22 protein-coding genes and 1 pseudogene are annotated in these 22,184 nt (G+C 47.8%); 9 read left to right on the top strand and 14 right to left on the bottom strand.

The annotated features are described in order from the left end of the window. From VHE34_RS12710 to VHE34_RS12700, 3 genes are all read left to right on the top strand, one after another. Positions 1-1,149, top strand: a 1,149-nt coding sequence (locus VHE34_RS12710; protein ID WP_325588404.1) for a Mu transposase domain-containing protein, incomplete at its 5' end; no start/stop codon positions are given. A gap of 29 nt (positions 1,150-1,178) precedes the next feature. Then, positions 1,179-1,910 (top strand): IS21-like element helper ATPase IstB, encoded by a 732-nt coding sequence (gene istB / locus VHE34_RS12705; protein ID WP_325588402.1) that lies wholly within the window; start codon positions 1,179-1,181, stop codon positions 1,908-1,910. A 343-nt stretch (positions 1,911-2,253) separates the two neighbouring features. Then, positions 2,254-3,123 (top strand): hypothetical protein, encoded by an 870-nt coding sequence (locus tag VHE34_RS12700; protein WP_325588400.1) that lies wholly within the window; start codon positions 2,254-2,256, stop codon positions 3,121-3,123. Between the two features lie 15 nt (positions 3,124-3,138). On the opposite strand, the gene VHE34_RS31130 is transcribed toward VHE34_RS12700, so the two are convergent. Next, positions 3,139-3,354: a JAB domain-containing protein gene (locus VHE34_RS31130; protein ID WP_414709884.1), complete on the bottom strand. Its 216-nt coding sequence runs from the start codon at positions 3,352-3,354 to the stop codon at positions 3,139-3,141. A gap of 36 nt (positions 3,355-3,390) precedes the next feature. On the opposite strand from VHE34_RS31130, the pseudogene VHE34_RS12695 reads away from it, so the two are divergent. The 3 genes and pseudogenes from VHE34_RS12695 to VHE34_RS12685 form a co-directional block, all read left to right on the top strand. Continuing rightward, positions 3,391-3,573: pseudogene (locus VHE34_RS12695) on the top strand (integrase core domain-containing protein); the annotation flags it as partial. Between the two features lie 219 nt (positions 3,574-3,792). After that, positions 3,793-4,425: a DUF6088 family protein gene (locus VHE34_RS12690; protein WP_325588398.1), complete on the top strand. Its 633-nt coding sequence runs from the start codon at positions 3,793-3,795 to the stop codon at positions 4,423-4,425. A 1-nt stretch (position 4,426) separates the two neighbouring features. After that, a complete protein-coding gene (locus tag VHE34_RS12685; RefSeq protein ID WP_325588396.1) occupies positions 4,427-5,677 on the top strand; it encodes a nucleotidyl transferase AbiEii/AbiGii toxin family protein in 1,251 nt (416 codons plus the stop codon). Between the two features lie 232 nt (positions 5,678-5,909). Here VHE34_RS12685 and VHE34_RS12680 read toward each other — a convergent pair whose 3' ends face one another. The 11 genes from VHE34_RS12680 to VHE34_RS12630 all read right to left on the bottom strand — a co-directional run bounded on the left by VHE34_RS12680 (position 5,910) and on the right by VHE34_RS12630 (position 16,345). Further along, the gene (locus VHE34_RS12680) at positions 5,910-6,869 is read right to left on the bottom strand and encodes a hypothetical protein (protein ID WP_325588394.1); all 960 of its coding nucleotides are present in this window, start codon (positions 6,867-6,869) and stop codon (positions 5,910-5,912) included. Positions 6,870-6,874: 5 nt separating this feature from the next. Beyond that, entirely contained in the window at positions 6,875-7,732 is an 858-nt protein-coding gene (locus VHE34_RS12675; protein ID WP_325588392.1) for an alpha/beta hydrolase, read from the bottom strand. A 109-nt stretch (positions 7,733-7,841) separates the two neighbouring features. Then, the gene (locus tag VHE34_RS12670; RefSeq protein ID WP_325588390.1) at positions 7,842-8,294 is read right to left on the bottom strand and encodes a thioredoxin family protein; all 453 of its coding nucleotides are present in this window, start codon (positions 8,292-8,294) and stop codon (positions 7,842-7,844) included. Positions 8,295-8,305: 11 nt separating this feature from the next. Continuing rightward, positions 8,306-10,801 (bottom strand): DUF5686 family protein, encoded by a 2,496-nt coding sequence (locus VHE34_RS12665; protein WP_325588388.1) that lies wholly within the window; start codon positions 10,799-10,801, stop codon positions 8,306-8,308. 11 nt (positions 10,802-10,812) lie between these two features. Next, complete coding sequence (locus tag VHE34_RS12660) at positions 10,813-11,052, bottom strand: hypothetical protein (protein WP_325588387.1); 240 nt, start codon at positions 11,050-11,052, stop codon at positions 10,813-10,815. Positions 11,053-11,188: 136 nt separating this feature from the next. Further along, the gene (locus VHE34_RS12655) at positions 11,189-11,842 is read right to left on the bottom strand and encodes a hypothetical protein (protein ID WP_325588385.1); all 654 of its coding nucleotides are present in this window, start codon (positions 11,840-11,842) and stop codon (positions 11,189-11,191) included. Continuing rightward, positions 11,839-13,653 (bottom strand): NRDE family protein, encoded by a 1,815-nt coding sequence (locus tag VHE34_RS12650; RefSeq protein WP_325588383.1) that lies wholly within the window; start codon positions 13,651-13,653, stop codon positions 11,839-11,841. The genes VHE34_RS12655 and VHE34_RS12650 overlap by 4 nt, the downstream gene beginning before the upstream one ends. After that, entirely contained in the window at positions 13,641-14,138 is a 498-nt protein-coding gene (locus VHE34_RS12645; protein ID WP_325588381.1) for a hypothetical protein, read from the bottom strand. Before VHE34_RS12645 ends, VHE34_RS12650 begins: the two co-directional genes overlap by 13 nt. A 2-nt stretch (positions 14,139-14,140) precedes the next feature. Further along, positions 14,141-14,545, bottom strand: a complete 405-nt coding sequence (locus VHE34_RS12640) for a DoxX family protein (protein ID WP_325588379.1) — start codon at positions 14,543-14,545, stop codon at positions 14,141-14,143. An 82-nt stretch (positions 14,546-14,627) separates the two neighbouring features. Next, positions 14,628-15,101: a YHS domain-containing (seleno)protein gene (locus VHE34_RS12635; protein ID WP_325588377.1), complete on the bottom strand. Its 474-nt coding sequence runs from the start codon at positions 15,099-15,101 to the stop codon at positions 14,628-14,630. A gap of 299 nt (positions 15,102-15,400) precedes the next feature. Further along, positions 15,401-16,345 carry a hypothetical protein gene (locus VHE34_RS12630; protein ID WP_325588375.1) on the bottom strand — a complete coding sequence of 315 codons (945 nt, stop codon included), beginning with the start codon at positions 16,343-16,345 and terminating at the stop codon, positions 15,401-15,403. Between the two features lie 136 nt (positions 16,346-16,481). Between VHE34_RS12630 and VHE34_RS12625 the strand changes: the two genes are divergently transcribed. Both VHE34_RS12625 and VHE34_RS12620 read left to right on the top strand, forming a co-directional pair. Then, positions 16,482-17,183, top strand: a complete 702-nt coding sequence (locus VHE34_RS12625; RefSeq protein ID WP_325588373.1) for a response regulator transcription factor — start codon at positions 16,482-16,484, stop codon at positions 17,181-17,183. 11 nt (positions 17,184-17,194) lie between these two features. Then, positions 17,195-18,682, top strand: coding sequence for a HAMP domain-containing sensor histidine kinase (locus tag VHE34_RS12620; RefSeq protein ID WP_325588371.1), 1,488 nt, complete (start codon positions 17,195-17,197; stop codon positions 18,680-18,682). A gap of 45 nt (positions 18,683-18,727) precedes the next feature. On the opposite strand, the gene VHE34_RS12615 is transcribed toward VHE34_RS12620, so the two are convergent. Both VHE34_RS12615 and VHE34_RS12610 read right to left on the bottom strand, forming a co-directional pair. Then, positions 18,728-19,450: a LytTR family DNA-binding domain-containing protein gene (locus tag VHE34_RS12615; protein WP_325588369.1), complete on the bottom strand. Its 723-nt coding sequence runs from the start codon at positions 19,448-19,450 to the stop codon at positions 18,728-18,730. Next, positions 19,447-20,643: a sensor histidine kinase gene (locus VHE34_RS12610; protein ID WP_325588368.1), complete on the bottom strand. Its 1,197-nt coding sequence runs from the start codon at positions 20,641-20,643 to the stop codon at positions 19,447-19,449. Before VHE34_RS12610 ends, VHE34_RS12615 begins: the two co-directional genes overlap by 4 nt. A 142-nt stretch (positions 20,644-20,785) precedes the next feature. Here VHE34_RS12610 and VHE34_RS12605 point away from each other — a divergent pair, with 142 nt between their 5' ends. Continuing rightward, complete coding sequence (locus VHE34_RS12605) at positions 20,786-22,168, top strand: vanadium-dependent haloperoxidase (RefSeq protein ID WP_325588367.1); 1,383 nt, start codon at positions 20,786-20,788, stop codon at positions 22,166-22,168. The last annotated feature ends 16 nt before the right edge of the window (positions 22,169-22,184 follow it).

The raw sequence follows: 22,184 nt of genomic DNA, 5'->3' as shown, positions 1-22,184 counted from the left end.
CATCTCGAACACAAGGCGGCAGAGACGATCATGATCGACTTTGCCGGCAAGAAGCTGCGTTATACGGACCTTGCCAGTGGAGAGGTGGTGGAATGCCAGGTCTTTATCGCGGTGCTGCCACACAGCGGCCTGATCTTCTGCCTGGCGGTACACAGCCAGCGGACGGCCGATCTGGCCGAGTGTCTGAACGCTATGTTGCGTTACTATGGTGGAGTCACCCTGATCATTCTGTGTGACAACCTGAGAACAGCCGTGACCCGGCCGGATAAGTATGAGCCGTTGTTCACCGATATGTGCTACCAGCTCAGTGAACATTATGGGGCGACGTTCAGCGCCACGAGGCCAGCTAAACCTCGGGATAAGGCTATGGTGGAGCGTAGTGTCAACATTGTTTACAACCATATTTACGGGCCGTTGCGCAACCAGGTCTTCCACTCCCTCAAGGAGCTCAATGCCGGTATCGCCGTCTGCCTCGAAAAACTCAACAGCAGGCGCTACAAAGGTTCGTCCTATAGCCGGCGGCAGTTGTTCGACAACCAGGAACGGGCGCTGCTCCGCCCCCTTCCTTCTGCCCCTTTTACCCTTAAAAGATGCATCCAGGCTACGGTACAGCGTAATTACCATATCCAGCTCTCCGAGGATCATCGTTACTATAGTGTCCCGTATGGTTATGTCGGTAAGAAGGTCAAAGTCCTTTACGACAATAAAACCCTGGAAGTCTACTATGATCATACCCGCGTCGCCCTGCATCACCGCAGTTCCCTTACCAGCGCCTATATCACCCATCCCGATCACATGCCCTCCAATCACCGGTATGCGCTTCAGGCAGGTGGCTTTACACAGGAAGAGTTGCTGACCAGAGCGGGCCGGGTAGGCCCACAGACTGCCCTGGCCGTTGAACATATGTTATCAGGCAGCATTTACCCGGAGCAAAACTATAAGGCCTGTCATGGGCTGCTGATGCTGCAAAAGACCTACGGTCCTGCACGCCTGGAGAACGCTTGTGCCCGGGCCCTGACGGGCTCCCGTATCAATTACACCCTGATTAAAAATATCCTTCGCTCAGGACTGGACAAACAACTGCCGCTACCGGTCGCAACCCCTTTGCCCCAACACGACAATATCCGGGGAGCCGCAGCCTATCAATAAAGTATCTTTTTGTAAACCCATATATGCATATGAACACAACAGCTACGCTGCAACAGATGCAGCAACTAAAACTACATGGAATGGCCGCCAGCTACCAAACGCAACTGGAACTGCCGCTGGATCATCAACTGGATGCCCACGATCTGATCGCTCAGCTCCTGCAGGCGGAGATACTGGCTCGTAGTAATGAACGGACCACCTACTACATCAAACAGGCTAAGTTCCGGCTGACAGCTATGCCTGAGGATGTCGAGTGTTCCGTCGCCCGCAACCTGTCCAAATTACAACTGGCAGCGCTGCTGGATGGCAGCTATCTGAAAAAAGGAGAGACCCTGTTAGTGACGGGGCCGACCGGTTCCGGAAAGAGCCACCTGGCCTGTGCATTAGGTTACCAGGCCTGTATCCAGGGCTATAAAACCCTCTACCTAAACCTGCCCAGGCTGATGGAGCGCATTACCCTGGCCAAGCTCGACGGGTCGTATGTTAAACTGCTTAACCAGTTCGAGCGGATCCCGCTGATCATCCTCGATGACTTTGGCCTGGTCCAGCCCCTGGAACACACCGTCAAGCTGGCCCTGCTGCAGATCATGGAAGACCGGTATGCGAAAAAGTCCCTCATCATTACCTCCCAGTTACCGGTCTCCAAATGGCATGACTATATCAATGAACCCACCCTGGCCGATGCCATCATGGACAGATTGACAGCCCGATCTCACCGGGTAGAACTAAAAGGAGAATCCATGAGGAAGAAAAAACCATAAAACCATTTATCCGATTCTATATCTTTGATCACCACAAGCAGTAACTATCTACGCTCTTTGCATTACCGTTAGTGCCCCGGAACAGGGGGGAAAGGTTGCTCCGGAATGACGGGGTAACATTGGCCGGTATCTACATAAGGGCGTTACCGATCTGGATGGTGCTATACAAAGAATATATTCCTCAGATTCGCTGTTTGAGAATTGGTTTACAATCAAAGCATTTGAAGCCAAAATAGCGGAATTTGTATATTCTATTCACTCTGAAAACAGGCAAAGTGAACCTGAGGACTACTCAATTTTTCGAAATAAGATAACGGCCATACCTGAAATTAAAGTAAAAGTAGTGGCACCGATTCGAGGAGTAGCGCTTAGCCGACCCTCTGTCCAGTTGGGTCCGTTTATTATATATTCACCAAAAGAGATTCTGGGGAAGATATCATTAAATGAAAGCGATATTGATTTGTATAGGTTGAAATTTCTAAATGAATTGCCGTTAATCGAAATAGAAGTATCGGCAAAAGATGAAGATCGCTGCTATGAAAAAGCCAGTTTGGCTTTCGCGAAATTCGAAAGCGTATGCAATTACATTACTGGAAGTTTTTACAATGAAAGCAAGGTTAGAATTTTTAATCAAAATATGCCTAATGAAGCCGAATGCATTTTTATAGCTGACGGAGAAGTTACGAAATCAATAAAACAGGTCCATCATTATAATGACGTTTCTATCGACGAACCATTTTATCAAGACAGCAACCGAGGCTATGATAAAATTTGGTGGTGGATCACTAACGCGCAAAACGACTTGCAACAGAAAATATTGAATTCAGTCGAATGGTGCGGAAGAGCTTTGGTTGATCCAGACACTGTTAAAGCGCTTCTTCAATTCGTAATAGCAATCGAATCTCTTCTTCAGTTTAATGAAGGGTCTTTTATTACACCTTCTATAGTTAGTCATCTTTCGGACTCGGTGGCATTTTTACTTGGAAACGATAGAAAAAGTAGAATAGAGTGTGCTGGTTACATCAAAGACCTTTATGCAATTCGATCGAAGATTGCTCATACTGGAATAGCAGTGGTCCCTAGCCTCTCTTTACACACAGCACATGTTATGTGCAAAAGAGTTGTAACGAAGATAACTACGGAAGCGCCTTATAATTCTTTTTCAAATAAGAAGGAGCTTGGTAATTATCTATCAAATTTAAAATTTGGGTAGAACTATTTTTTACGATTATATGAGACCATCTACCCTCATCGACAAATACCCATCCGCCGAAATAATCAAGTGATCGAACAACTGCACATCGATTAGCCGGAAGGCCTTTTTGATCTTCATAGTGGTGAGCCTATCGTTGAGGCTTGCTTGCAGTATCCCGGATGGGTGATTGTGGGCCAGGATCGCATAAGAAGCTATGCAGTGGAGGGCGAGGCTGACAAGGAGCCGGATCTATTTCAGAAAGCGCTGCAAAAGGCCAGGATGCTATGTAGTATGAGCCGGAAAGGGAATTGCTGGGACAATGCTGTTGCGGAGAGCTTTTTCTCCTCGCTCAAGCGCGAGCTGATCTATCCCAATGGTATTTTTGCCAGTAAGGACGAAGCCCGAAGTAAAATTTTCAGCTACATCGAAACATGGTATAACAGGCAGCGGAAGCACTCGGCATTATAGTACTTATCACCGTCGGAATATGAATTCGAAAAGGAAAATCTATCTTTAACAACCGCAGCTTAACCAAGTGGCCCGAATTCCAGGACAAGTTCAGTTCACCCCCTCTTGTTTTACAAATATTTGATTATTATGTATATATTGAATAAAGTGCGACAAATATTCAAAAAAATGTGGCATTTTATTGGATAAAAATGCGACGAATTTGTGTAAATTAGTCGCATGATACACTCGGCGCATGATAAGATACAACGAAAAATCAACCGGAGTAAGCCCGGTAGCATTCTATTCCCATCTGATTTTAGAGGAATGGGGTCAGATATAGCTATAAAGAATGCTCTATCCCGACTGGCAAAAGCTGGAAAGATTGACCGACTGGCACATGGGCTGTACTACTTGCCAGAGCACGACCCCAAATTTGGAAAGCTCCTGCCTTCCTTGGAGAAGATAGCCCAAGCAGTTGCTCAACGCGATCATGTTAGGATCAAGCCTGCCGGAGCATTTGCGATCCATAAACTGGGTTTATCGACTCAGGTTCCCATGAAGCAGGTCTATATAACCAGCGGACAGCCGAAGCGCCTGAAAATGGGAACGGGCATTATCGTTTTTAAGTCAACGACGGCAAAAAAATTAGCTCTGAAAGGCCCGATCAGTAGCCTTGTCATTCAGGCACTAGAAGAAATTGATCCGAAAGATATTGAACTCGATCCCGGTCTTAGAGAGAAAATTACTAAATTGCTTGCTACTGAAAGTCCTTCATTACTGCAGCACGACCTAAAGCTGGCTCCAGCCCGAATTAGTGATTTCATTTTCAAATTGATTATTCAAAACAAACATTTCACTCAAACAGACTAAAATGATAGGCTGGCTGATCAACTTGACGGAAGGCGAAAGAAAGCGAGTGGTGGAGCAGGCTGCCATACGGTGCGGGGTACCACCACAGGCTATTGAAAAGGATTGGTGGGTGACTCTGGCTCTAAAGGCTATATTTCAAACGAGGTACGCTTCCCATCTCATATTTAAGGGAGGAACTTCATTAAGCAAATGCTGGAAACTAATCACCAGATTTTCTGAGGATATTGACCTGGGAATCGACCGGGCCGTTCTTGGGTATTCTGACTTCCTAAGCCGGACTCAAATCAAGGCGCTAAAAAAGAACGCTGCACAATTCACGTCAACCGTACTAAAAGACGATTTTATAAAGCAGTTGATCAATATCGGTGTTCCAGCAGACAAAATATCTGTTACCTCAGAAGAGATAAAGCCGAACCATCCTGATAAGGATCCTCAGACGCTGTTCCTTCATTACCCCACGCTCTTTGAATCACTTCCCTATTTGCCCAATGTCGTAAAAATTGAAGTCAGTGCCCTTTCGCTAAGGGAGCCTTTTGCAAATTGTGCAGTTGGCTCCCTCTTATATGAATATTTTCCAAACGTACTTTATGAAGAGGAGGCTTTTGCTGTGCCTGCGGTAGAACCACATAGAACTTTTTTGGAAAAAGCCTTTCTTCTTCACGAAGAACTCGCAAGACCTGACAGGCTAAAGGCCGATCGGAAATCGCGTCACTTCTACGATCTGGTAATGCTCATGGATACTGCTCATGGAAAGAAAGCGCTCGAAAATTTGGAATTATATGAGACCATCGTAGCGCATAGAAGTTTATTTTATAAACTGCCAGGGGTGAATTATGCCACGCACTCCCCCGATCGAATAAATTTTGTTCCAGGTGTTGATTTATTGTCGCGATTCGAAAATGACTACAAACTGATGCAGACACAGATGATATATGGAGAACCTCCCGAGTATGCAAAATTATTGGAGTCGTTGCGAACTCTTCGATGGAGATTCAGGGCGAAGAAGCCGATCCCACTGCCTTATAGTTACGCATTAGAAGATGTCATTAGGCATGGTAAAGAGATAGCCGAACAAAGTGGTATATTTAGAAATGTCCGAGAAATGTCTTTTGTTAGGGTGCCTGTTCATTACCAGCTCGACATATATAAGCCCAGCAATTCAGCAAATGTTGACCGGTCTTATATGGTCAGCTTTATCTTTTCTCGAGGGCAGCTGGTGGTTGATGATGTCCAGGCGCTGAGCGTTAAATAAGAGTTTACTTGAATTTATTTATATTTTTCGTGGTGCTGATTGGGTCACTGATTTCAAAATTAGTGACCATAGCGTGAACGTGTTGTCTCAAAGGCGGATCCTCTCTTCGCTGACCTCCAATGTCAGGCCGCGTTACGAACAACTGCTCAAACAATACCCTTCCCTTATCCAGCGCATACCCAAAAGCCTGATTGCCGCCTACCTGGGCGTTTCTCGCGAGACTTTAAGCCGGTTACGTCCTTAGGGTGGGCAAGCGAAAAACTGATCGGACATCATAGATCATAAGAGACACCGAGCCCGACGCATTTACTTTGTTCCGGAAACGGTCCACTTTTGTCCCGTCCGGGGCCACCTGGTACCGGTCCGTCGTTTTGTATTCTGCAAAATAGAATTGATACACCGCTTTTAGTTGCCAGCGTTCGGCAACTTTATACTTCATGAAAAATTCTGAATTCAGGCTGCCGTAGTCGTTGTCCCCGGTCAGCAAAAGGTTAAAATGGGCCGGTTTTACTGCCGGGTCCGGTGAGATTGCGCCGTTGCTCAATAAAAACGCATTGCTTGTGCTTCCCAGAGAGAAGCCGATAAGATCGATGTTCACGCCGCCATACCATTTTGACGAAAAGCGATAACCAAAATTGGCGGACAGGTTCAACGAAAAAACGGAAGGCTTTCGCACGGTAAGGGTGTCGATGTTTTTTTCGTCGTGTCCCGCGAAAACAATTATAAAAGGGATGGTCGTCGATCTGGCGAGCCTTGCGGGCGCGGTATAAAATGGCTTATCTGTGCCCGAATAAAATGTCGATCTCGCTCCCAGTCCGACCTCAAATTTTCTGCTCTTGCCTACTCGCCAATTATTTACATAAGAAAAAGAGATAGTGCCTTCCTTGTCTCCAAGGGCGCCGGAGACATCAAGGAACCGGTTTACTGCCGGAGGGGAGTTTTGTGCCTGCAAGTGAATTGTGTGAGACAGGACAAGCAGTAGCAGGAAAGATTTTTGCATGGGGAATTTGATTTTTTTAGTGTTGTGGCCGGCAGCAATTGGTGCTTTGGCGGCCGCGAGGTCGAAATAGCACGCTACCGTCTGCGGAAGAAACTGCCATTGGCGACGGATGAAGACCTGTCGGACTTTCTGATTGCGATAAGACCCGAACAGGGGAATCTCAACGTCCCCGAAGGCGATTGGATAGCGCACCCGATTCACTCATTCAAAGTCAACAGATGCTTTTTTATAATATCATAATGTTCCCAGGGAATAAAATGATTGGCTCCCGGGATAATAATCATTTTTGCATTGTTATTGGCTGTAAGTTTATGCATTCCATATTGAACATTTTTAACCGTTACCAGTGGATCCTTGTCTCCATGGATAAACATCACCGGCATTCGCATCGTATCATAATGCCGGTCCATCTTGTATAAGTCTTTCTTAAAATACCATATTTCCTTGTTGCAGGTACGGATGGCCCCGGGAAGAAGGTATTCAAACGGCCCGGAGGCAAAAAATCCACGCCATTTCTCCTTCGGCTCATCGTATGGCGAGATCGATCCGGAAAGTATGGTCAGTGAGCTGTACGCATTCGGATGCTCCTGCGCCAGCTTAACCACAATCGGACCGCCCAGGCTGTGCCCTATCAGGTGTAAAGGCTTCCCATTATCTTCCTGCTCAACAATATTATAGATCAGGGCGGACTGCTCATATAAGTGAAATGCATGCCCGAATGAACTGTAGCCGAAACCCGGACGGTCGATAGCGATCATTCGGAAATGCTGCAGCAGCGCCGTATCCGCCAGATAGCGCTTATAGGCGGTCCAACTTCCCGGAGAGCCGTGAATGAAGAATAGTGTTGGCAAGCTGTCGTTACCTGTCTTCGCATAGTGGAGTTTTATTCCACCGATCTCAATGGTTTTAAAGGTAAGCTTAACGCCTTTTTTGGCAAACTCAGCCATAGCGGCGCGATCAGGCTCCCTCATCTTAAAAATAAAAGATGAACAGATGAACCATACCGGAAGAAGCAGCCAAGGCAAAACCCGCCCTTTTATCCTTTTCTTTTTCATATCTGTGCCATACCGCCATCTACACAAATCCCGCTGCCCGTAATAAAGCCCGAATTAGCCGATGCGAGGAACGAGGTTTTGATAGCTGTTTTTGATATTCTGTAATGTATTAATGTCTAAGCTGATTTTCGACGAGCAGCAGATCCCCCGCGCCGGTGTAGCCTTCGATCTTTCTTGCTACGGAACCGTCGGGGTTAAAGAAAAGCAGGGTCGGCGTAGCCCGGATAGGGAATTGCTTGCCGAGCTGCTTGCCGTCCGGGCTGTCGATGTCGATGGCAACATTGACAACCTCTTTATTATAGCTGTCGCCGAGCGCTTTTTGATTGAGTACCTCATTTTCCATGCGTTTACAGGTCGGACACCAGGAAGCATGTGCAAATACGAACAGCGGTTTGTTTTCGTCTTTTGCCAGCTGTTTAGCCTGGACAAGAGAGATTACATTGAAGTTGATCCCATCATGGGAGGTCAGCATTGCCTTGTATTTGGTGTTGCAGGAGAGGAGTCCGAGAAACAAACCGGCAAATGCCAGCAAAAGAAAATAACGATGTGTGTTTTTTTTCATACTATGATAATTTAAAAAGCCACCCGAAAGCTTCCGAAAACCCCAAAACGCTCCGCGCCCTCAGCGGGCAATGGCTGGGGTAAGATCCGCCAGATACAATCCACCCGGAAGAACCGGAAAATATTATCCACCCCGGTCCCCAATTCCAGGTACGTCCTTCCATTCAACGACTGAAAATTGCTGCCTGGTTGGCTATTGTAAGCCGTGTTTTCCCTGGATAAGCTTCCCCACAGTGCCTTGGCTGTCCAAAATTGCCTCCATTTGAGCCGGCGGGTCAGGGGAATGAACCGAAACAGGCCGTTTCCCACATTATGCTCCAGGTTGGCGCCCCCGTATTTATCGTGGATATACTGCCATTTGTTAAATAAGCTAAACGCATATTGGTTGTAATAGTAAAGTTCGTTGCCGGGAGCCACATCCAAAAACGTAAAGGGCAGCGTACCATAGGTCTTTCCTGCAAAGACATTATAATATAATGTTCCGAAGGTCTGTATCGTGGTCAGATCGGATATGCTTCCCGATAGTTTGTTGTATTCATAGTTGCTGTTCAGTACACCCTTTATTCCCCTCGTGTACTTTATCGAAACGACCGGGTATTTCGCTCCCAGACTCCTCCGGTAAAAAGTATTCTGAAAGAACTTTTCTAAGTAGGCCCATCGAAACCGGATGGAGGTTTCGAACGTATGGAGGGGGTCGCCGCCAAATTTCCCGAAACTGGCCTTTGAAGGCAGGTGCAGTAAAGGGTCATATTGTTTGTCATCGCCGGTCAGCGTAACGGAAAATCCGTTGTGCCATTCCTTGAATAACTCCAGCTTCTTTTCCTCGAGGTTGATGAACTTTATCGGGATGCCCGATTTGCGCAGCGCAATAGCGAAAATATTATCGGAAGTGATCTCATCATAATACTGCTGACCATAATCCAGATCATTGCGGTACATGCCATACAAGGTGAATCGCGGATCTCTGTGCAGCACCCACAGTGCGTCGGCTTCTCCGCGCACCCGCCGGTCGCCAAAGCCGTAGGCAAGATAACCATGCAAAATTACCTTCTTTGAAAAATTGCGATTGGTGCCCAGATCGAATCGCAGCCGGAATCCCTGCAGTTGATTGGAGTAGATGGCATTATACCACGGACCAAATTCCCAGGGACCCGCGTCATAATAGCCCGTGCCGATGAAGTTCACCCATTCCGTATAGGTATGGAACAAAGGCATTTTCAGGAGGCTGTCCATCGTGGTATACACAGCCTGCTGATGAGGCGACAGCGGTTCATGCCTGGCGGACGCCCAGAAGGAATCCGCACGATCCCTGGCTCCGGCCCTTGTCACGATCTCCTCCCGGATCCTGTTGCTGTCCAGCGTCCGTGAAACGTTCGGATCATCGATCCGTATATTCCGGTAAGTGGCCGTTTTACGACCGATAAACCCCACCTTACTACCGCCCAACGGCGAAATGTTCACTACGAACTTATCCCTGGTCAAAAACCAGGTACTATCATTGATCAGGCTAAATTGCTGGATAAGACTGAGCTCGTTAATAAAATTAATATTTGCCTCCCTGTTGAGGCGAAGGTTCATCTTCTGTATCGCAAAGGTTGTGTCGTGAACCCAGCAATCACCCTCGAATGTACTTTCACCTTTCCGTTGTGGCGTAAAGACAAGGTGAAAAAAGCGCCGGGAATTTATCCATTGCGTATCGACCAGCTTATAGTGGTAATAATAGTCTCCCCGGTCACTGAGCGGGCTGATGAACCGCTTGGTAAAGAGTGGGATATAATTGCTGTAAAAATCCACATTCTGATCCATCCCGCCCAATAGCTGAGTTACACTGGGATTGTCGATCCCCAGTGTCTTACTGGCCTTGATCGCTTCCCGCTTGCGAACGGGGCGTTTTTGGTAGAAATAGTCCGAAAGGGTTTCCGTCAGATATACCGGCAAAAAAGGAACGCCCTGGAGTGTATCGACATTATCGAACACGAACGCAAAAGGCCGAAGCAGCCGTTTCGAACGCAGGCGGTCTTTGTTCACATCATTCAAGTCCAATTCCAGTCGATTATAGAGTTCGTATGCAAAATTATTCAGCCTGTACCGATCGTTAAAAGGCCGCCGTCTCACTATCTTCCGCCATAACAACAGTCCTTTGTCAACTGTTCGTTTAACCACCACGTCCGCTGCATATTGCGACCGCTGCAGTGTTACAATAATGCCAGGAGGGCTCTTGTCCGCAAAGCTGTGGGCCATTTCCCGCGATACCGGCAAGAGGAAAATTTTATATCCTACATAGCTGACAATTAACGTATCCACCGAACGATCACTTTCGGCTAACCGGAATCGGCCTGCTGAATCGCTTATCGTACCGGTACCGGCTACCGCCCAGCGGGCAGACGCAAAGGGTATCCGTTCGTCGCTATGCTCATCCTTAATGATGCCCTTTACTATTAACCGCTGAGCGTGGCCCGCCGACACGGTCAACAGCAGCACGACGGCCATCACTGTCCGCCATATCATATTTGATATTTTTACCAACCCGTCGGTTTTTCCGCCGGTAAATGCAGCGTGTTGCTTACAATGTTGGATATTACATTATCTGCGATGGCCATTGCGACGTCGAGCAGATGAGGCAAACCGTATCCGGCCTCGAAGAACTCGTCCAAAACCGTCTGATCTGCCCTGGTCCTGTTGATTAACGAACTATGAACCAAATGGGCCAATGCATTTAGCCTATGGTCAAAGCCTGCCGTACCTTCTTTCACTTCCATTATTTGCACGTCGTTAAAGCCATTCAATTTCTCGATCATCGTAGGTGTCTCGAGGCAGCAATTCGAGTCATGCATTGCCGAAACGATCAGGCCGACGATCTCGGACTGATCATACCTCGTCAATGACTTATCTTCCCTAATAATAAACCATCCCTTTTACCGACCCTTTAAGAAAGATCTTATATAGCTGCACCAGCGCGGTGATCAACAGCGCAATTCCGACGACCCAGTTCAATAGCACCTGACGACTGCCGAGCAACTGGATCAGGTAACCCCCGGCAGTACCATATAGGCAAAACGCCATCGCGGTACCCAACCCTATCGCTCCGATGAACGTAAGATAAGACCCCGACTCATCGATTAGTATCTTTTTGGTTCTTAGGACGGTCGTCCATCCCATCCAAAAGGGAAGATGCAATGGATTGGTAAGGCCTAAAATGGCGCCAGCCGCTACCGGATGCAGGAATGGCAATGGCAACGTAGCGCGGAAGGCCGCCATTTCCAAAGCGGCCAGCAGACTGCTGAACGCCAGGAAGAGTAATACCCCGGTACTGACCAGGTTGAATATTTTCAGGAATAGCCCCAGCCGTTCAAGACGACGGATCACGATCAAGGCCACCCAGACCAACAGCATTTCCACTGCTATCGCAGCCACTGAAAATCCGGCGGCCCCGGAACAATTTCCCAGGAAGGCGTAGTTTGCCACACTCAGGTTGAGCGTACCAAGCGGCAGTGTGCCCAGGAAACTGATCGACATCGCTGAGAGGAACAACCTGATTCGACTTTTCATAAATTTTTTATTGATTTCAGATATCGCCTGTGTTCCTTTAGCATTTTATATCCCTCGCGCATCGTCATGAATGGGATATGCCTGCTACTGGCGTTAGCCATGCTTATCCGGCAAAGCAATCGCCAGTGGCGAATGATTTCCCTCCAGGCGAAGAACAGGGAGTGGCGGGGATCATAGATATGCGTGGGTTCGCTACCGGCCCCATTGACTTCGATAATGGAGAAATTCTTTCCTTGCAGCAGATCTTCCCAGCTGGCAAACTTCAAGTCCATTCTCCCAAAATAAAAGTCGTGGATCTGTTTACAAATTGAGTCTACGACTGCCGTCAGCTCGTCGCTGATCCGGTCGCTCCAATCGACGAACTTCGACCCCCGGCTATGATTACCATAAGGCACCAGTACATGCTGTATTCCTTCCGGCAGCACCGTCTCCAGCGCATTACCATACTTTGCCTGCAATGCTGCGATTTGTAGCACAAATCTCGGTGTCTTTTGCAAAAGCTCAGTAACAGTGGATTGTCCGTCTCCGGTAACGGCCAGAAATTCCTTGCCTACAATCCCGGTGATCAATCCCTTCTCTTCTCCGGGCAAACGGACGTAAAATATCCCCGCTTCCATTGGAAATGAGACGTATTCCTGTACCAGGAAATTTACGCGGCTTTGGTGGCAATAGTCCTCCAGTTCCCGGGCTGTCTGCAGCAAGCTTACCTGCATTCCTCTTTCCCCAATGTCCGGTTTGGCGATGAGAGGGAATCGAAATTCCAGCCTGTTCAACTGGTCGTTCAAGATATTTCCATCGATTCCCGCCGGGCAAAAATGTGTCCTTGGGTAGTAAGAGGCTGGTATCTGCTTATAGATTTCGCTTTTCCTTTCATGGGTAAAACCTCCATATTCGATTTGGGGATTAGCGGCATTAAAGAAGAACAACGACCTTGCCCGGAGTCCTATCAATAGCCACACTGGATAGATCGGCCCATAGACAAGATGGGTCGGCCAGTATTCCCAGTGCGTCAGCCTGATGCGGAATGCCTTCCACCAGGAATTCCATCGCTCCGGCAACGACCGCCCTGCAGGTTGTTTAACGGCCTTTCCCGTCCTGGGATGACGACCGGCAAATCCTGTGGATGTAATGTAATTGTTCTGCAGGTCGTTATAGAGCATTTTAATATCTCCGTTTGCGCTTACGATCGATGTTATACTGACCGTAGACATTTTGTTATCCGGGCTTACGATCAAACCATTCCGCTGTTCTCCGATGCCTGCCGAGCGGTGAAATGCAAGGATATCTTCGGCGACAATACGCCTGTTCCCCTGGTACCATTCGTCAAACCAACGTTTTCGTTGTTTTCCCGCCTGCCCATCATAAAGGGTGGTGGATAACCAGATATGAGGCAGGGTAGTGTCCAACGCCCGGGAATGCTTTTCCAGTCCGTCCCATCGGCAATCCCAAAGGCGACCGCCTGACAAGAGTACCAGCGTAAAGGGCTCGATACCCTCCAGGTCCATCTCCCTGAACCGGGCGAGGGGCGCCGTTGCCCGTACGATATCCAGCAAGACAAGGCCCCGGCTGATCTTATATGGCGGGCGTGGCATATGCTTTAGAAAAGCTCCGTTAAGGAGAACAGCTGCCGTGCCTTCTTCCTTTAGTACGATCCAGCTTCCTCCCGCGTCAGCGTCCTTTGGATAGATTAATTCTTCCATCCCGCTGCTGTATATCCTGGGCGAAAGCGCACGCCCCCGGCAGCTGCTTTCATCCCGATTGGATGTAAGATAAAATCCGCCCGAAGCCGGCACAAACGTTACCGTACACATGCTTTCCGGTACTTTATGGTTGAAGATGCTACCCCAAAACCGGCAGGAAGCACCAGCTCCGATACGGCGCCCACCCCAATTCGCAACAGGGCCATGTGATGTACTGCGTGCTCGATATTGTACAGCAGCTCCCGGTGGAAATTGGTCTGCACCTTACACCTGACATTCCCGAATTCCGTCGACAGGACCAACGGCTTGTCCTCATTGTCGAGGAATGCAGCCACTCCGCTCAGAACACGTGCCGCATAGACGCGGCTGGTCTCGATCCTCCCATCCCTTTTCCGCTGGTCATAATCCACCAGGCCGATGTCGTAGCCGACAAACAGCTCCACGAAAAATTCAATGACATGCCGGGTATGCTGCCCAATTGTAGCATTTGACAATAGGTCTATTTTTCGCACGTATTCCTCATCGGATAATCCGTTAATCATTTCCTCCAATTGAGTCAGCAGCAATTTCAGGGGCTCGATAAGTGGGGTGCTCATTATCAGCGGGGTTTTTGCTTTTGGAATAAAAGGACTAACTGCCTCCTGTCCATCCAGGCCATAATTAAACAACTCATAAAGACCAATAGCGCATAGATAAACAGTTGACCCGAATCCTCCTTCACCACTATCCCCAATTTGGTCAGATGAAAAAAGATCGCTCCACTCATCAAGCCTGTCCCGAGTATTGCTCCAAATACAGTGGTGGCAGGGATCAGAATGAGCACCGATGCGATCAATTCACCTATCCCGGTCCCGATCCGGCCCCAGGGTTCGATTCCCAGCTTTGAGAAAATGTAAATGGACTCTTCCGCTCCGGAAAATTTATAGAATAGTGTTTGTAGCATGATGGCGGCCGCCAGTATGCGTAAAACCCATTGGATGATGCTTCTTTTTTGAAAAGCCATGATAGAAAAATTAAGGTTTGTCCTTTAATTCCGGCCAGTTTTTGTCGGCTTTCCCGATCAAAGCCTGCTTCAATTTCACGCATTACGGGACAAATTTCATCCAGTTTTTATCGGCATTTGCCTTTAGATGCATTTCGTCTTTATTCCAGGTCTTCAGGGTATTATTGAAGAATTTATTATAGAAGAGGTATAATTTACCATCTATTATCTTGAAAGTTTCGGGATCAATATCCACCTTTTCGCCATTTGCGCCCATGGCATAAGCGCACCACCCTCCATATTGGGGCTCATACTTTGCAGGGTTGGCCTTGAATGCATCCCGATCGGCGGTAGAAGCGAACCGGTAGGTGACCCCCTGGTCTTCCAGGGTGATGTCTTTCTTTCCATCTACTGCTTTACCCAAGGTAAAATAGGCTACCGGGTCATAACCGTCGATAGCCAGTCCGGACTTGTCGAGGTTAAACTGTTTCTTTCGGACTTCCGTTGATTGCGCCATCGCTCCATAGGTAAACGCGGCCGACAATAGGAGCGTTGTAACGAGTTGTTTCATATTCATTCGTGTAGTTTCAAAATTTTGGTAAAAATAATGCGACCAATGCCCTGCAACGATGACCAATGTTCCCGACTTTTTGTCTGTATTTCCCGGCGAACGGCCAAATTATTTGCCATTAAGCGCTTTACGTTGCGGGCGCTTGCCGACCGTAAAATTTCGGGAGATGATTAACTAGTTGTTGATTGCCCCCTGGTTGATCCATGCCCGTATTTTCGCGATCTCACAATCCGGTAGCCGACAACATCCGTCGCATACCGGACATTGGTGGTATCGCAACCCATCGCACGTTCACCTGCAGCCGACTATTGTTGGACGTTCACAACCGGGCAATTGACGTTCCCTGCGTTCGGTACAAGGACAGGGGCTGCGGAGGCTGTGGTAAAATCCATTACAGATCCAAAGCTCATATTGTCATATACCACCACTGCCCACAGTGGGGAATAGCCAGCGTTCGCCGGCAATGCGGAAACGACATTATGTGTTTGAGAGGATCCGGTCTCTGTCTTGAAGCCGGAAGCGGGGCCACCGTTAGGCTGATTGGGATTGATAGTAAACGACACGTAGATTGGTATCACCGGAACCTGACCGCTGGAATTTACCGTCAGTGCTTTTTCACCGAAAGAAAAATAATACACCGCCATGTCTTTATACCAGCCGGTAATTATCGATGCGTCGCTGCCCGCGGGATAGCGCTTAGTTGCCGTAGATCCCTTGGGTACCACGGGACAATTGACCAGTGTATTTGTCCTGGTGACCGTATATCCCTTTGAAACGATTTCCTGATAGCTGGTAACTGTATTGGCTACGTAATTGGACGGCACCGTCACATTGTAGATCTGCCAGAAATCGTTGTATCCCGGTTCACCGGGAATGACATCGATTATATTAAATTGTCCCGCGACCGGTGTTGTTTCCCCGCTTTTGATCAACACATAGATCGGTGCGGGCGCGGTCGGCTGTACGTCGAAATTATAATAGTCAACGACCTTCCCTGCCGGCGACAAACCCCTGGTAATGAAAGGAGCCTGATCGAAATTGACCGCTGCATTGGCTGCCGGAAGTCCGTTAGAAGACGTTCTCACCTGGAGATGACCGGCTGCGCTGCTGAACCGATCGATCGAAGCCTGGGGTGCGGTATTCGGGTCCCGGGGTGTGGAATTCGTGTTCGTATGGCTGTCTTTCTTGCAGGACGCCAGCAAAGCTACCAAGGTTATCGTACTCAGCGCCTTCAAATGGATTCTTTTCATTTTCATCATTTTTTGTAATGCAAAACTAGAATCCTATTATCCTGAGATCGTCACCAAAAGTTAACAAATGTATCACAGCTTGCCCCATATGCCGGAAATTCTGCAATTTTGATCTCCAGTGAATACATCCCCAATAGTGAAAAGGGTCCTTATCATCGAAGACGACAGTCAGATAATAGAATTACTGACCATTCATCTGACTGATCTGAATTGTCATGTCGTCAGTATATGCAATGGAAAAGAAGGTCTTGAGCTGGCGTTGAAAGAGCCCTTTGACCTGGTCATACTTGATCTTATGCTTCCCGGCATGAACGGAATAGATATCTGTCGCCGGTTGCGTCACTCCGGCATCTCATCACCGATCCTTATCCTGACAGCAAAGTCGGAGGAGATAGACAAGGTCGTTGGACTGGAGACGGGCGCCGATGATTACCTGACAAAACCTTTCAGTGTCCGGGAATTTATCGCGCGTGCAAAGGTCATTTTCCGGCGGAAGGATGAAAATAAAGATGTCCTGACCGGACCCACCAAAGGACAGATGCAATATGACGCGCTCTTTATCGATGTTGACATGCGAAAAGTGACGCTGAACAATGCGCGCGTAGATCTGTCGCCGAAAGAGTTCGAGCTGTTAATTTTACTGGCCGGCGCCCCCGGTAAAAGCTATAGTCGAAAACAGCTTTTAAACCTCATCTGGGGTTATGACTTCGACGGATATGAACACACCGTCAATTCGCACATCAACCGACTTCGAGGGAAGATCGAGTCGAACATTTCGTCCCCCCGCTATATCCTCACTACGTGGGGTGTCGGATACCGATTTAATGAAGAATTATAAAATTCTACGGCATGGCACTTCGCTCGATAAAGAACAATTTGCTTTTCTGGAAGATCACCGCGGTCTTTACCTCTCTACTCGCCATGCTGGGGATCACCTATTTTTTGATTGCCTCCTGGATGTCCAGCCGGAACTTCAACGCCATTAACCAACAACTCTATGGAGACGTCGCCTCCAATCTTACGAAGATGACCAGGCCGATACGCAACGGCCGACCCGACACTGCTGTCACCCATGATATTATCCATTCCATCATGGTGATCAATCCAAGTGTCGAGGTATACCTGCTGGACACTACCGGGAAGATAATCGACTTTGTAGTTCCGGACCGATCGGTCAAGACCTCCAGAGTCAACCTGAATCCCATATGGGAATATATGCGTGATGGGCCGGAACACTATGTAACCGGAGACAATCCGAAAATGCCAGATCAGAAAACCATCTTTTCGGCCGCCCCGATGTACGACCAGGGCCGGCTGCAAGGCTATGTCTATGCCGTCCTGGCAAGCGAAAAACAAGCCCAGATAGCTAACGCGTTGAACCGCCATTTTCTCCACGGCCTTGGCACCGTGCTGTTTATTGCCACCCTCCTGGTGGTATTCCTCGTCGGGAGCATCACGTTTTTCCTCATCACTGACAGCATTTGTAAAATATCGGCCGTAGTGAAGCGCTTCAAGGACGGAGACAATAAGGCAAGGATTCAAGGATATGCAAGGGGTAATCTTGGAGTCCTCACATCCACTTTCAACGAAATGGCCGACACGATCGTCAGCAACATGAATAAGCTGACTGAAATAGACCGGTTGAGACAGGAGCTTATCGCTAACGTATCCCACGACCTACGCAGCCCGCTTGCGATCACCCAGGGCTACGTCGAAACGCTCATTATAAAAAGAGATAGTCTCAACGAACAGGAGACCAAACGGTATCTGTCGATCGTCATGAGCAGTCTTAAGAGGCTTTCCCACCTGGTAGAGCAACTCTTCGAATACTCGAAACTGGAAGCCAACCAGATACGTCCAGTCAAGGAACCCTTCCTTCTTACGGAACTCGTGTCGGATATCCTTATGAAGTATGATATTCTGGCGAAAAAAAAGGGGATAGCTTTTTCGACGGACGTGCAGGAAAACTTACCGGCGGTTTTCGCCGACATCGCTCTCGTCGAAAGAGCTATACAAAATCTTATTGACAACGCACTCAAATTCACGCCGCAAGGGGGAACGATTACGATCAGTGTCCAGGATCGGGGCCAGGCCCTGGAAATAGCCATTGCTGACACCGGTATTGGAATTCCATTGGGCGATCAGTCCTACATCTTCGATCGCTATAAAAAATTCCCAAGCCATGAAATAAAAAACGCGGATGGCGCAGGACTGGGACTCTCCATCGTAAAGAAGATCATCGAGCTTCATCAGACCACGATCAATGTCAGGAGTACGCCTGGCGCCGGAACGACATTTTGGTTTAATTTACCTACGGCATTTCTTGTTGATTACTGATCCAACTATTTTTATAATCAGCATGCCAGGTTCGCTCAGTCTTGATTATGCCGATTCTTTGTTTTGCAGTCGGTCCATTACCGATTGTTTGTACAGTCGTCCGATGGGGATTTCGCATCGTCCTATTTGCACTACCAATGCATTATAACCGGAGATTTTGCTGAGGGAAACAATGTACGACCGGTGCACCCGGATAAACTTGTGATCGGACAGAATATTTTCAATTACACTGATGGCGCGTTTCACCAGAAAATGCCTGCCTCCTGTAAGAAAAATCTTTACATAGTCTTTCCAGCTTTCGATGTATTCAATTTCATTCACAAAAACCTTTTTCATATCCCGGTCCACTTTCAGGTAAATAAAAGCAGCCGGGTCCGGCGCTTCCTTTATTGTGGTTACAGAAACTTCGCGGCCCATCATCCTGTTCAATTTGGTGATGGCTTTAAAAAAGCGTTCGAAGGAGACAGGCTTTACCAAATAATCCACCGCATCCAGTTCAAAACCATCAATTGCATATTCTCTGTAAGCCGTAACAAAAATCACTTTGGGCGGATGGGAAAGGTTTTTTAGGAATTCGGTGCCGATGATGCGGGGCATTTTTATATCGAGGAAAATAACATCAACTGTCCTTTGCCGCAATACGCCCAATGCTTCTATTGCATTTCTGCACTGGCCCACAATTTCCATGTCATTAAGGGAAGAAATATATTTTGCCAGCACTTTCAAAGCCGGAGGCTCATCATCTATAAGCAGGCAACGAAGTTTCATGAGGTGATAGTTTGGGCAGTTACGGGAGGGAGATGCATTATTCTATACCCTGAAATGCTACCGCTCAATTTGAGCATTAATGAAACCGCAAAGAAATCACCCTCATCATTTATCCTCAGTTCATGTTTCCCGGGGTAAAGGAGTTCGAGACGTTTTTTCACATTGTCGACGCCAATGCCATTCCTGCTGTGTGCCGTATATTCGTTTTTGCTATTGGCGATCTTGAATTTCAATGTATTGTTCGCTACGGATATATCCACTGCCATCCAGGGTTTTTCAATTTGCTCCGATGCGCCATGCTTAAAGGCATTTTCCAGAAATGGAAGCATCAACAGGGGGGATATGAAGACGTCCCTGATGTCGCCTTCCACGGTCCACGATATCTCAATTGTATCGCCATAACGTTCCTTTTCCAGGTCAATATAATCTTTCATGATCTCCACTTCTTTCTCCAGCCTCACTTCTTCCGCCTTGCAATCGTAAAGCATGTAGCTGAGCAATGATGACAGTTGTAAGATAAGTTGCGGTGTTTTTGGTGATCTATCGAGGGAAAAGGAATATATATTATTAAGCGTATTGAATAAAAAATGCGGATGCACCTGCGCTTTCAGCAGTTGCAACTCGGCCGTTATCTTTTCCTGCTGCGCCCGCAGGAAATCTCTTTGCTTCAATAACCATTGCTTCCCAAGAGATAGAGAAGAGAAACAGGCTGCGGTAGTTATCACACAAAGGAAACACTGCCATTCATAACCGTCACCGCGAGGCATTTTCATCGAATCTAACAAGGGACCGGATGCATACTTAAGATAGTAGACGCTCAGGAACCATCCGACTCCAAGCCAGAAAATGACTGATCCCAGGAATGCCAGGTATTTGCCGTTCAACAGCAATTTTGGAATGGCAATATGCGCGACAGGATAGCTGAAGGTTATGAAGACCGGAATCCAAAGCGCGATGCGAATAAGGTTATCGGTGAATGTCGACCAAATCAACGACAAGAAGCAGGTCCAGCCCAAAAGCCACAACAACCAAAACGAGAAGTGCCGCAGCACTTTGTGTTTCGGGTAGAAAATAATCTCGTTTGTTTTGACCATGGTCAGGTTGAAAGCTTGCTTTCCCCAAGTTAAGCAATTAAACCAAATGATCGTTTTACCTGAACAAAAAATAGACGAACAACATTCAATTGCAGACAAACGACATGTTTTGCTTTTGGACACCACAAACCCGTTTCAGCGGGTTTGTTTCCGGTAAATAAGCCTTTTGATCGATTAGAATTTATTGTGGGCGACGCTGTTTCTATTTTGTCTTCCGTTAACTAACACCAAACACTAAACAATGAAACAGAAAAGCGTTTATGCAATGTTGCTGGCTGCCATTGCGTCATTATTGATTTTTTCGTGCCGGAAAGGATCAAACCAGGAGAACAACGGTCATCTGCAGCAAACCAAAGCTTATTCTTCGGATGTTGTAAAAAAATGGCTGGGTGTGCAATTACCATTGTTGTACTCGCCTGCTGTTTCTTATGGAGTTAATGCCGGCAGATACATGGCTTATTGTGGCGTTGCTGTATATGAGGCCGTGGCGCCGGGCATGCCCTCTTATCAAAGTCTCTACGGTCAACTAAATGAGATGCCCCAAATGCCTCAAACGGAACCGGGTAAATCCTATCACTGGCCAACCTGCGCCAATGCGGCTTTGGCTGAGATAACCAGGAAACTTTTCACTTTCAATCCTGCAACGAACGATGCGGTGCAAAAACTGGAGGATTCATTAAATGAAGCCTATGCAAAGGAGGTTGGCGATACGGCAATCCTTGAACGATCGAAGGCTTTCGGAAATGCCGTAGCGGATAAAGTCTTCGAGTGGTCGACCACGGATCATCCCTGGTCTGCCTGGGCGCCCCTGGTACTGACCGATCACAGTCCAGGCCGTTGGTGGCCGGAAAACAATAACCCTACCATCGCCAATGGTCTGGCTTACTGGGGTGATACCCGCACCATGGTTGCCGGCAGCATCGACGATGTGACTTCGACGCCGTATGCGTACAATGATGCGGATGTAACCTCTCCTTATTATAAGGATTTTAAGGAAGTGTACGATGTTTCCAAAAGCCTGACCTATGATCAAAAGCGCCTGGCCAAATACTATGATGACCCGGCCGTGAATGGTTATCCGTCCGGAGCGAGCTATATTCCTGTGCTCAAACAGATCCTGGATCAACAAAATCCGGCACTCGATATAGCTGCATTTGCTTATGCCAAAACCGGTATCAGCCTGTTTGACGCCACGATTGGCTCCATGAAAGCGAAGTTCCATTTCATGCAGGAAAGACCCTTTCAGTTCATTCGCAGGGTGATAGAGCCCTCCAGCGACCCGGCTACCTGGTGGAAGCCATTTATTGCCACGCCGCCACATCCTGATTTTCCGGCAAACCATGCGACTTTTAGTGGGGCATTTGCTCAGGCATTAACCACGGTTTTCGGCGATCATGTGGCTTTTGTAAATAGTACTTATAAAGGCCAGATGTTCGATTTGGGAAAAGGTCCGGAGGACATGGGCAGCTATTCGTACCATTCTTTTTTTGAATTTGCCAGCGCCATTGCGATCTCGAGGGTTTATGGCGGTATTCATACCCGTCATGCGGTGGAAGAAGGCGCAAAACAGGGAATGAAAATAGCGCAGAATGTCGATAGCAAGGTGAAATTCAGGAGGGAATAGCCGCATTCGTTCCGGG

The organism is Puia sp. (genome assembly GCF_035546395.1).
Taxonomy (GTDB): Bacteria; Bacteroidota; Bacteroidia; order Chitinophagales; family Chitinophagaceae; genus Puia.
Note: the sequence above shows the minus strand (reverse complement) of the source record. Positions and strands in the feature narration are given on the sequence as shown.

Bases quoted from the DNA above. Each gene is read 5' to 3' on its own strand.
- istB (WP_325588402.1), top strand. From the start codon at position 1,179: ATGAACACAACAGCTACGCTGCAACAGATGCAGCAACTAAAACTACAT.
- VHE34_RS12690 (WP_325588398.1), top strand. From the start codon at position 3,793: ATGATACACTCGGCGCATGATAAGATACAACGAAAAATCAACCGGAGT.
- VHE34_RS12685 (WP_325588396.1), top strand. From the start codon at position 4,427: ATGATAGGCTGGCTGATCAACTTGACGGAAGGCGAAAGAAAGCGAGTG.
- VHE34_RS12675 (WP_325588392.1), bottom strand. From the start codon at position 7,732: ATGAAAAAGAAAAGGATAAAAGGGCGGGTTTTGCCTTGGCTGCTTCTT.
- VHE34_RS12670 (WP_325588390.1), bottom strand. From the start codon at position 8,294: ATGAAAAAAAACACACATCGTTATTTTCTTTTGCTGGCATTTGCCGGT.
- VHE34_RS12665 (WP_325588388.1), bottom strand. From the start codon at position 10,801: ATGATATGGCGGACAGTGATGGCCGTCGTGCTGCTGTTGACCGTGTCG.
- VHE34_RS12660 (WP_325588387.1), bottom strand. From the start codon at position 11,052: ATGGAAGTGAAAGAAGGTACGGCAGGCTTTGACCATAGGCTAAATGCA.
- VHE34_RS12655 (WP_325588385.1), bottom strand. From the start codon at position 11,842: ATGAAAAGTCGAATCAGGTTGTTCCTCTCAGCGATGTCGATCAGTTTC.
- VHE34_RS12650 (WP_325588383.1), bottom strand. From the start codon at position 13,653: ATGTGTACGGTAACGTTTGTGCCGGCTTCGGGCGGATTTTATCTTACA.
- VHE34_RS12645 (WP_325588381.1), bottom strand. From the start codon at position 14,138: ATGAGCACCCCACTTATCGAGCCCCTGAAATTGCTGCTGACTCAATTG.
- VHE34_RS12640 (WP_325588379.1), bottom strand. From the start codon at position 14,545: ATGGCTTTTCAAAAAAGAAGCATCATCCAATGGGTTTTACGCATACTG.
- VHE34_RS12635 (WP_325588377.1), bottom strand. From the start codon at position 15,101: ATGAATATGAAACAACTCGTTACAACGCTCCTATTGTCGGCCGCGTTT.
- VHE34_RS12630 (WP_325588375.1), bottom strand. From the start codon at position 16,345: ATGAAAAGAATCCATTTGAAGGCGCTGAGTACGATAACCTTGGTAGCT.
- VHE34_RS12620 (WP_325588371.1), top strand. From the start codon at position 17,195: ATGGCACTTCGCTCGATAAAGAACAATTTGCTTTTCTGGAAGATCACC.
- VHE34_RS12615 (WP_325588369.1), bottom strand. From the start codon at position 19,450: ATGAAACTTCGTTGCCTGCTTATAGATGATGAGCCTCCGGCTTTGAAA.
- VHE34_RS12605 (WP_325588367.1), top strand. From the start codon at position 20,786: ATGAAACAGAAAAGCGTTTATGCAATGTTGCTGGCTGCCATTGCGTCA.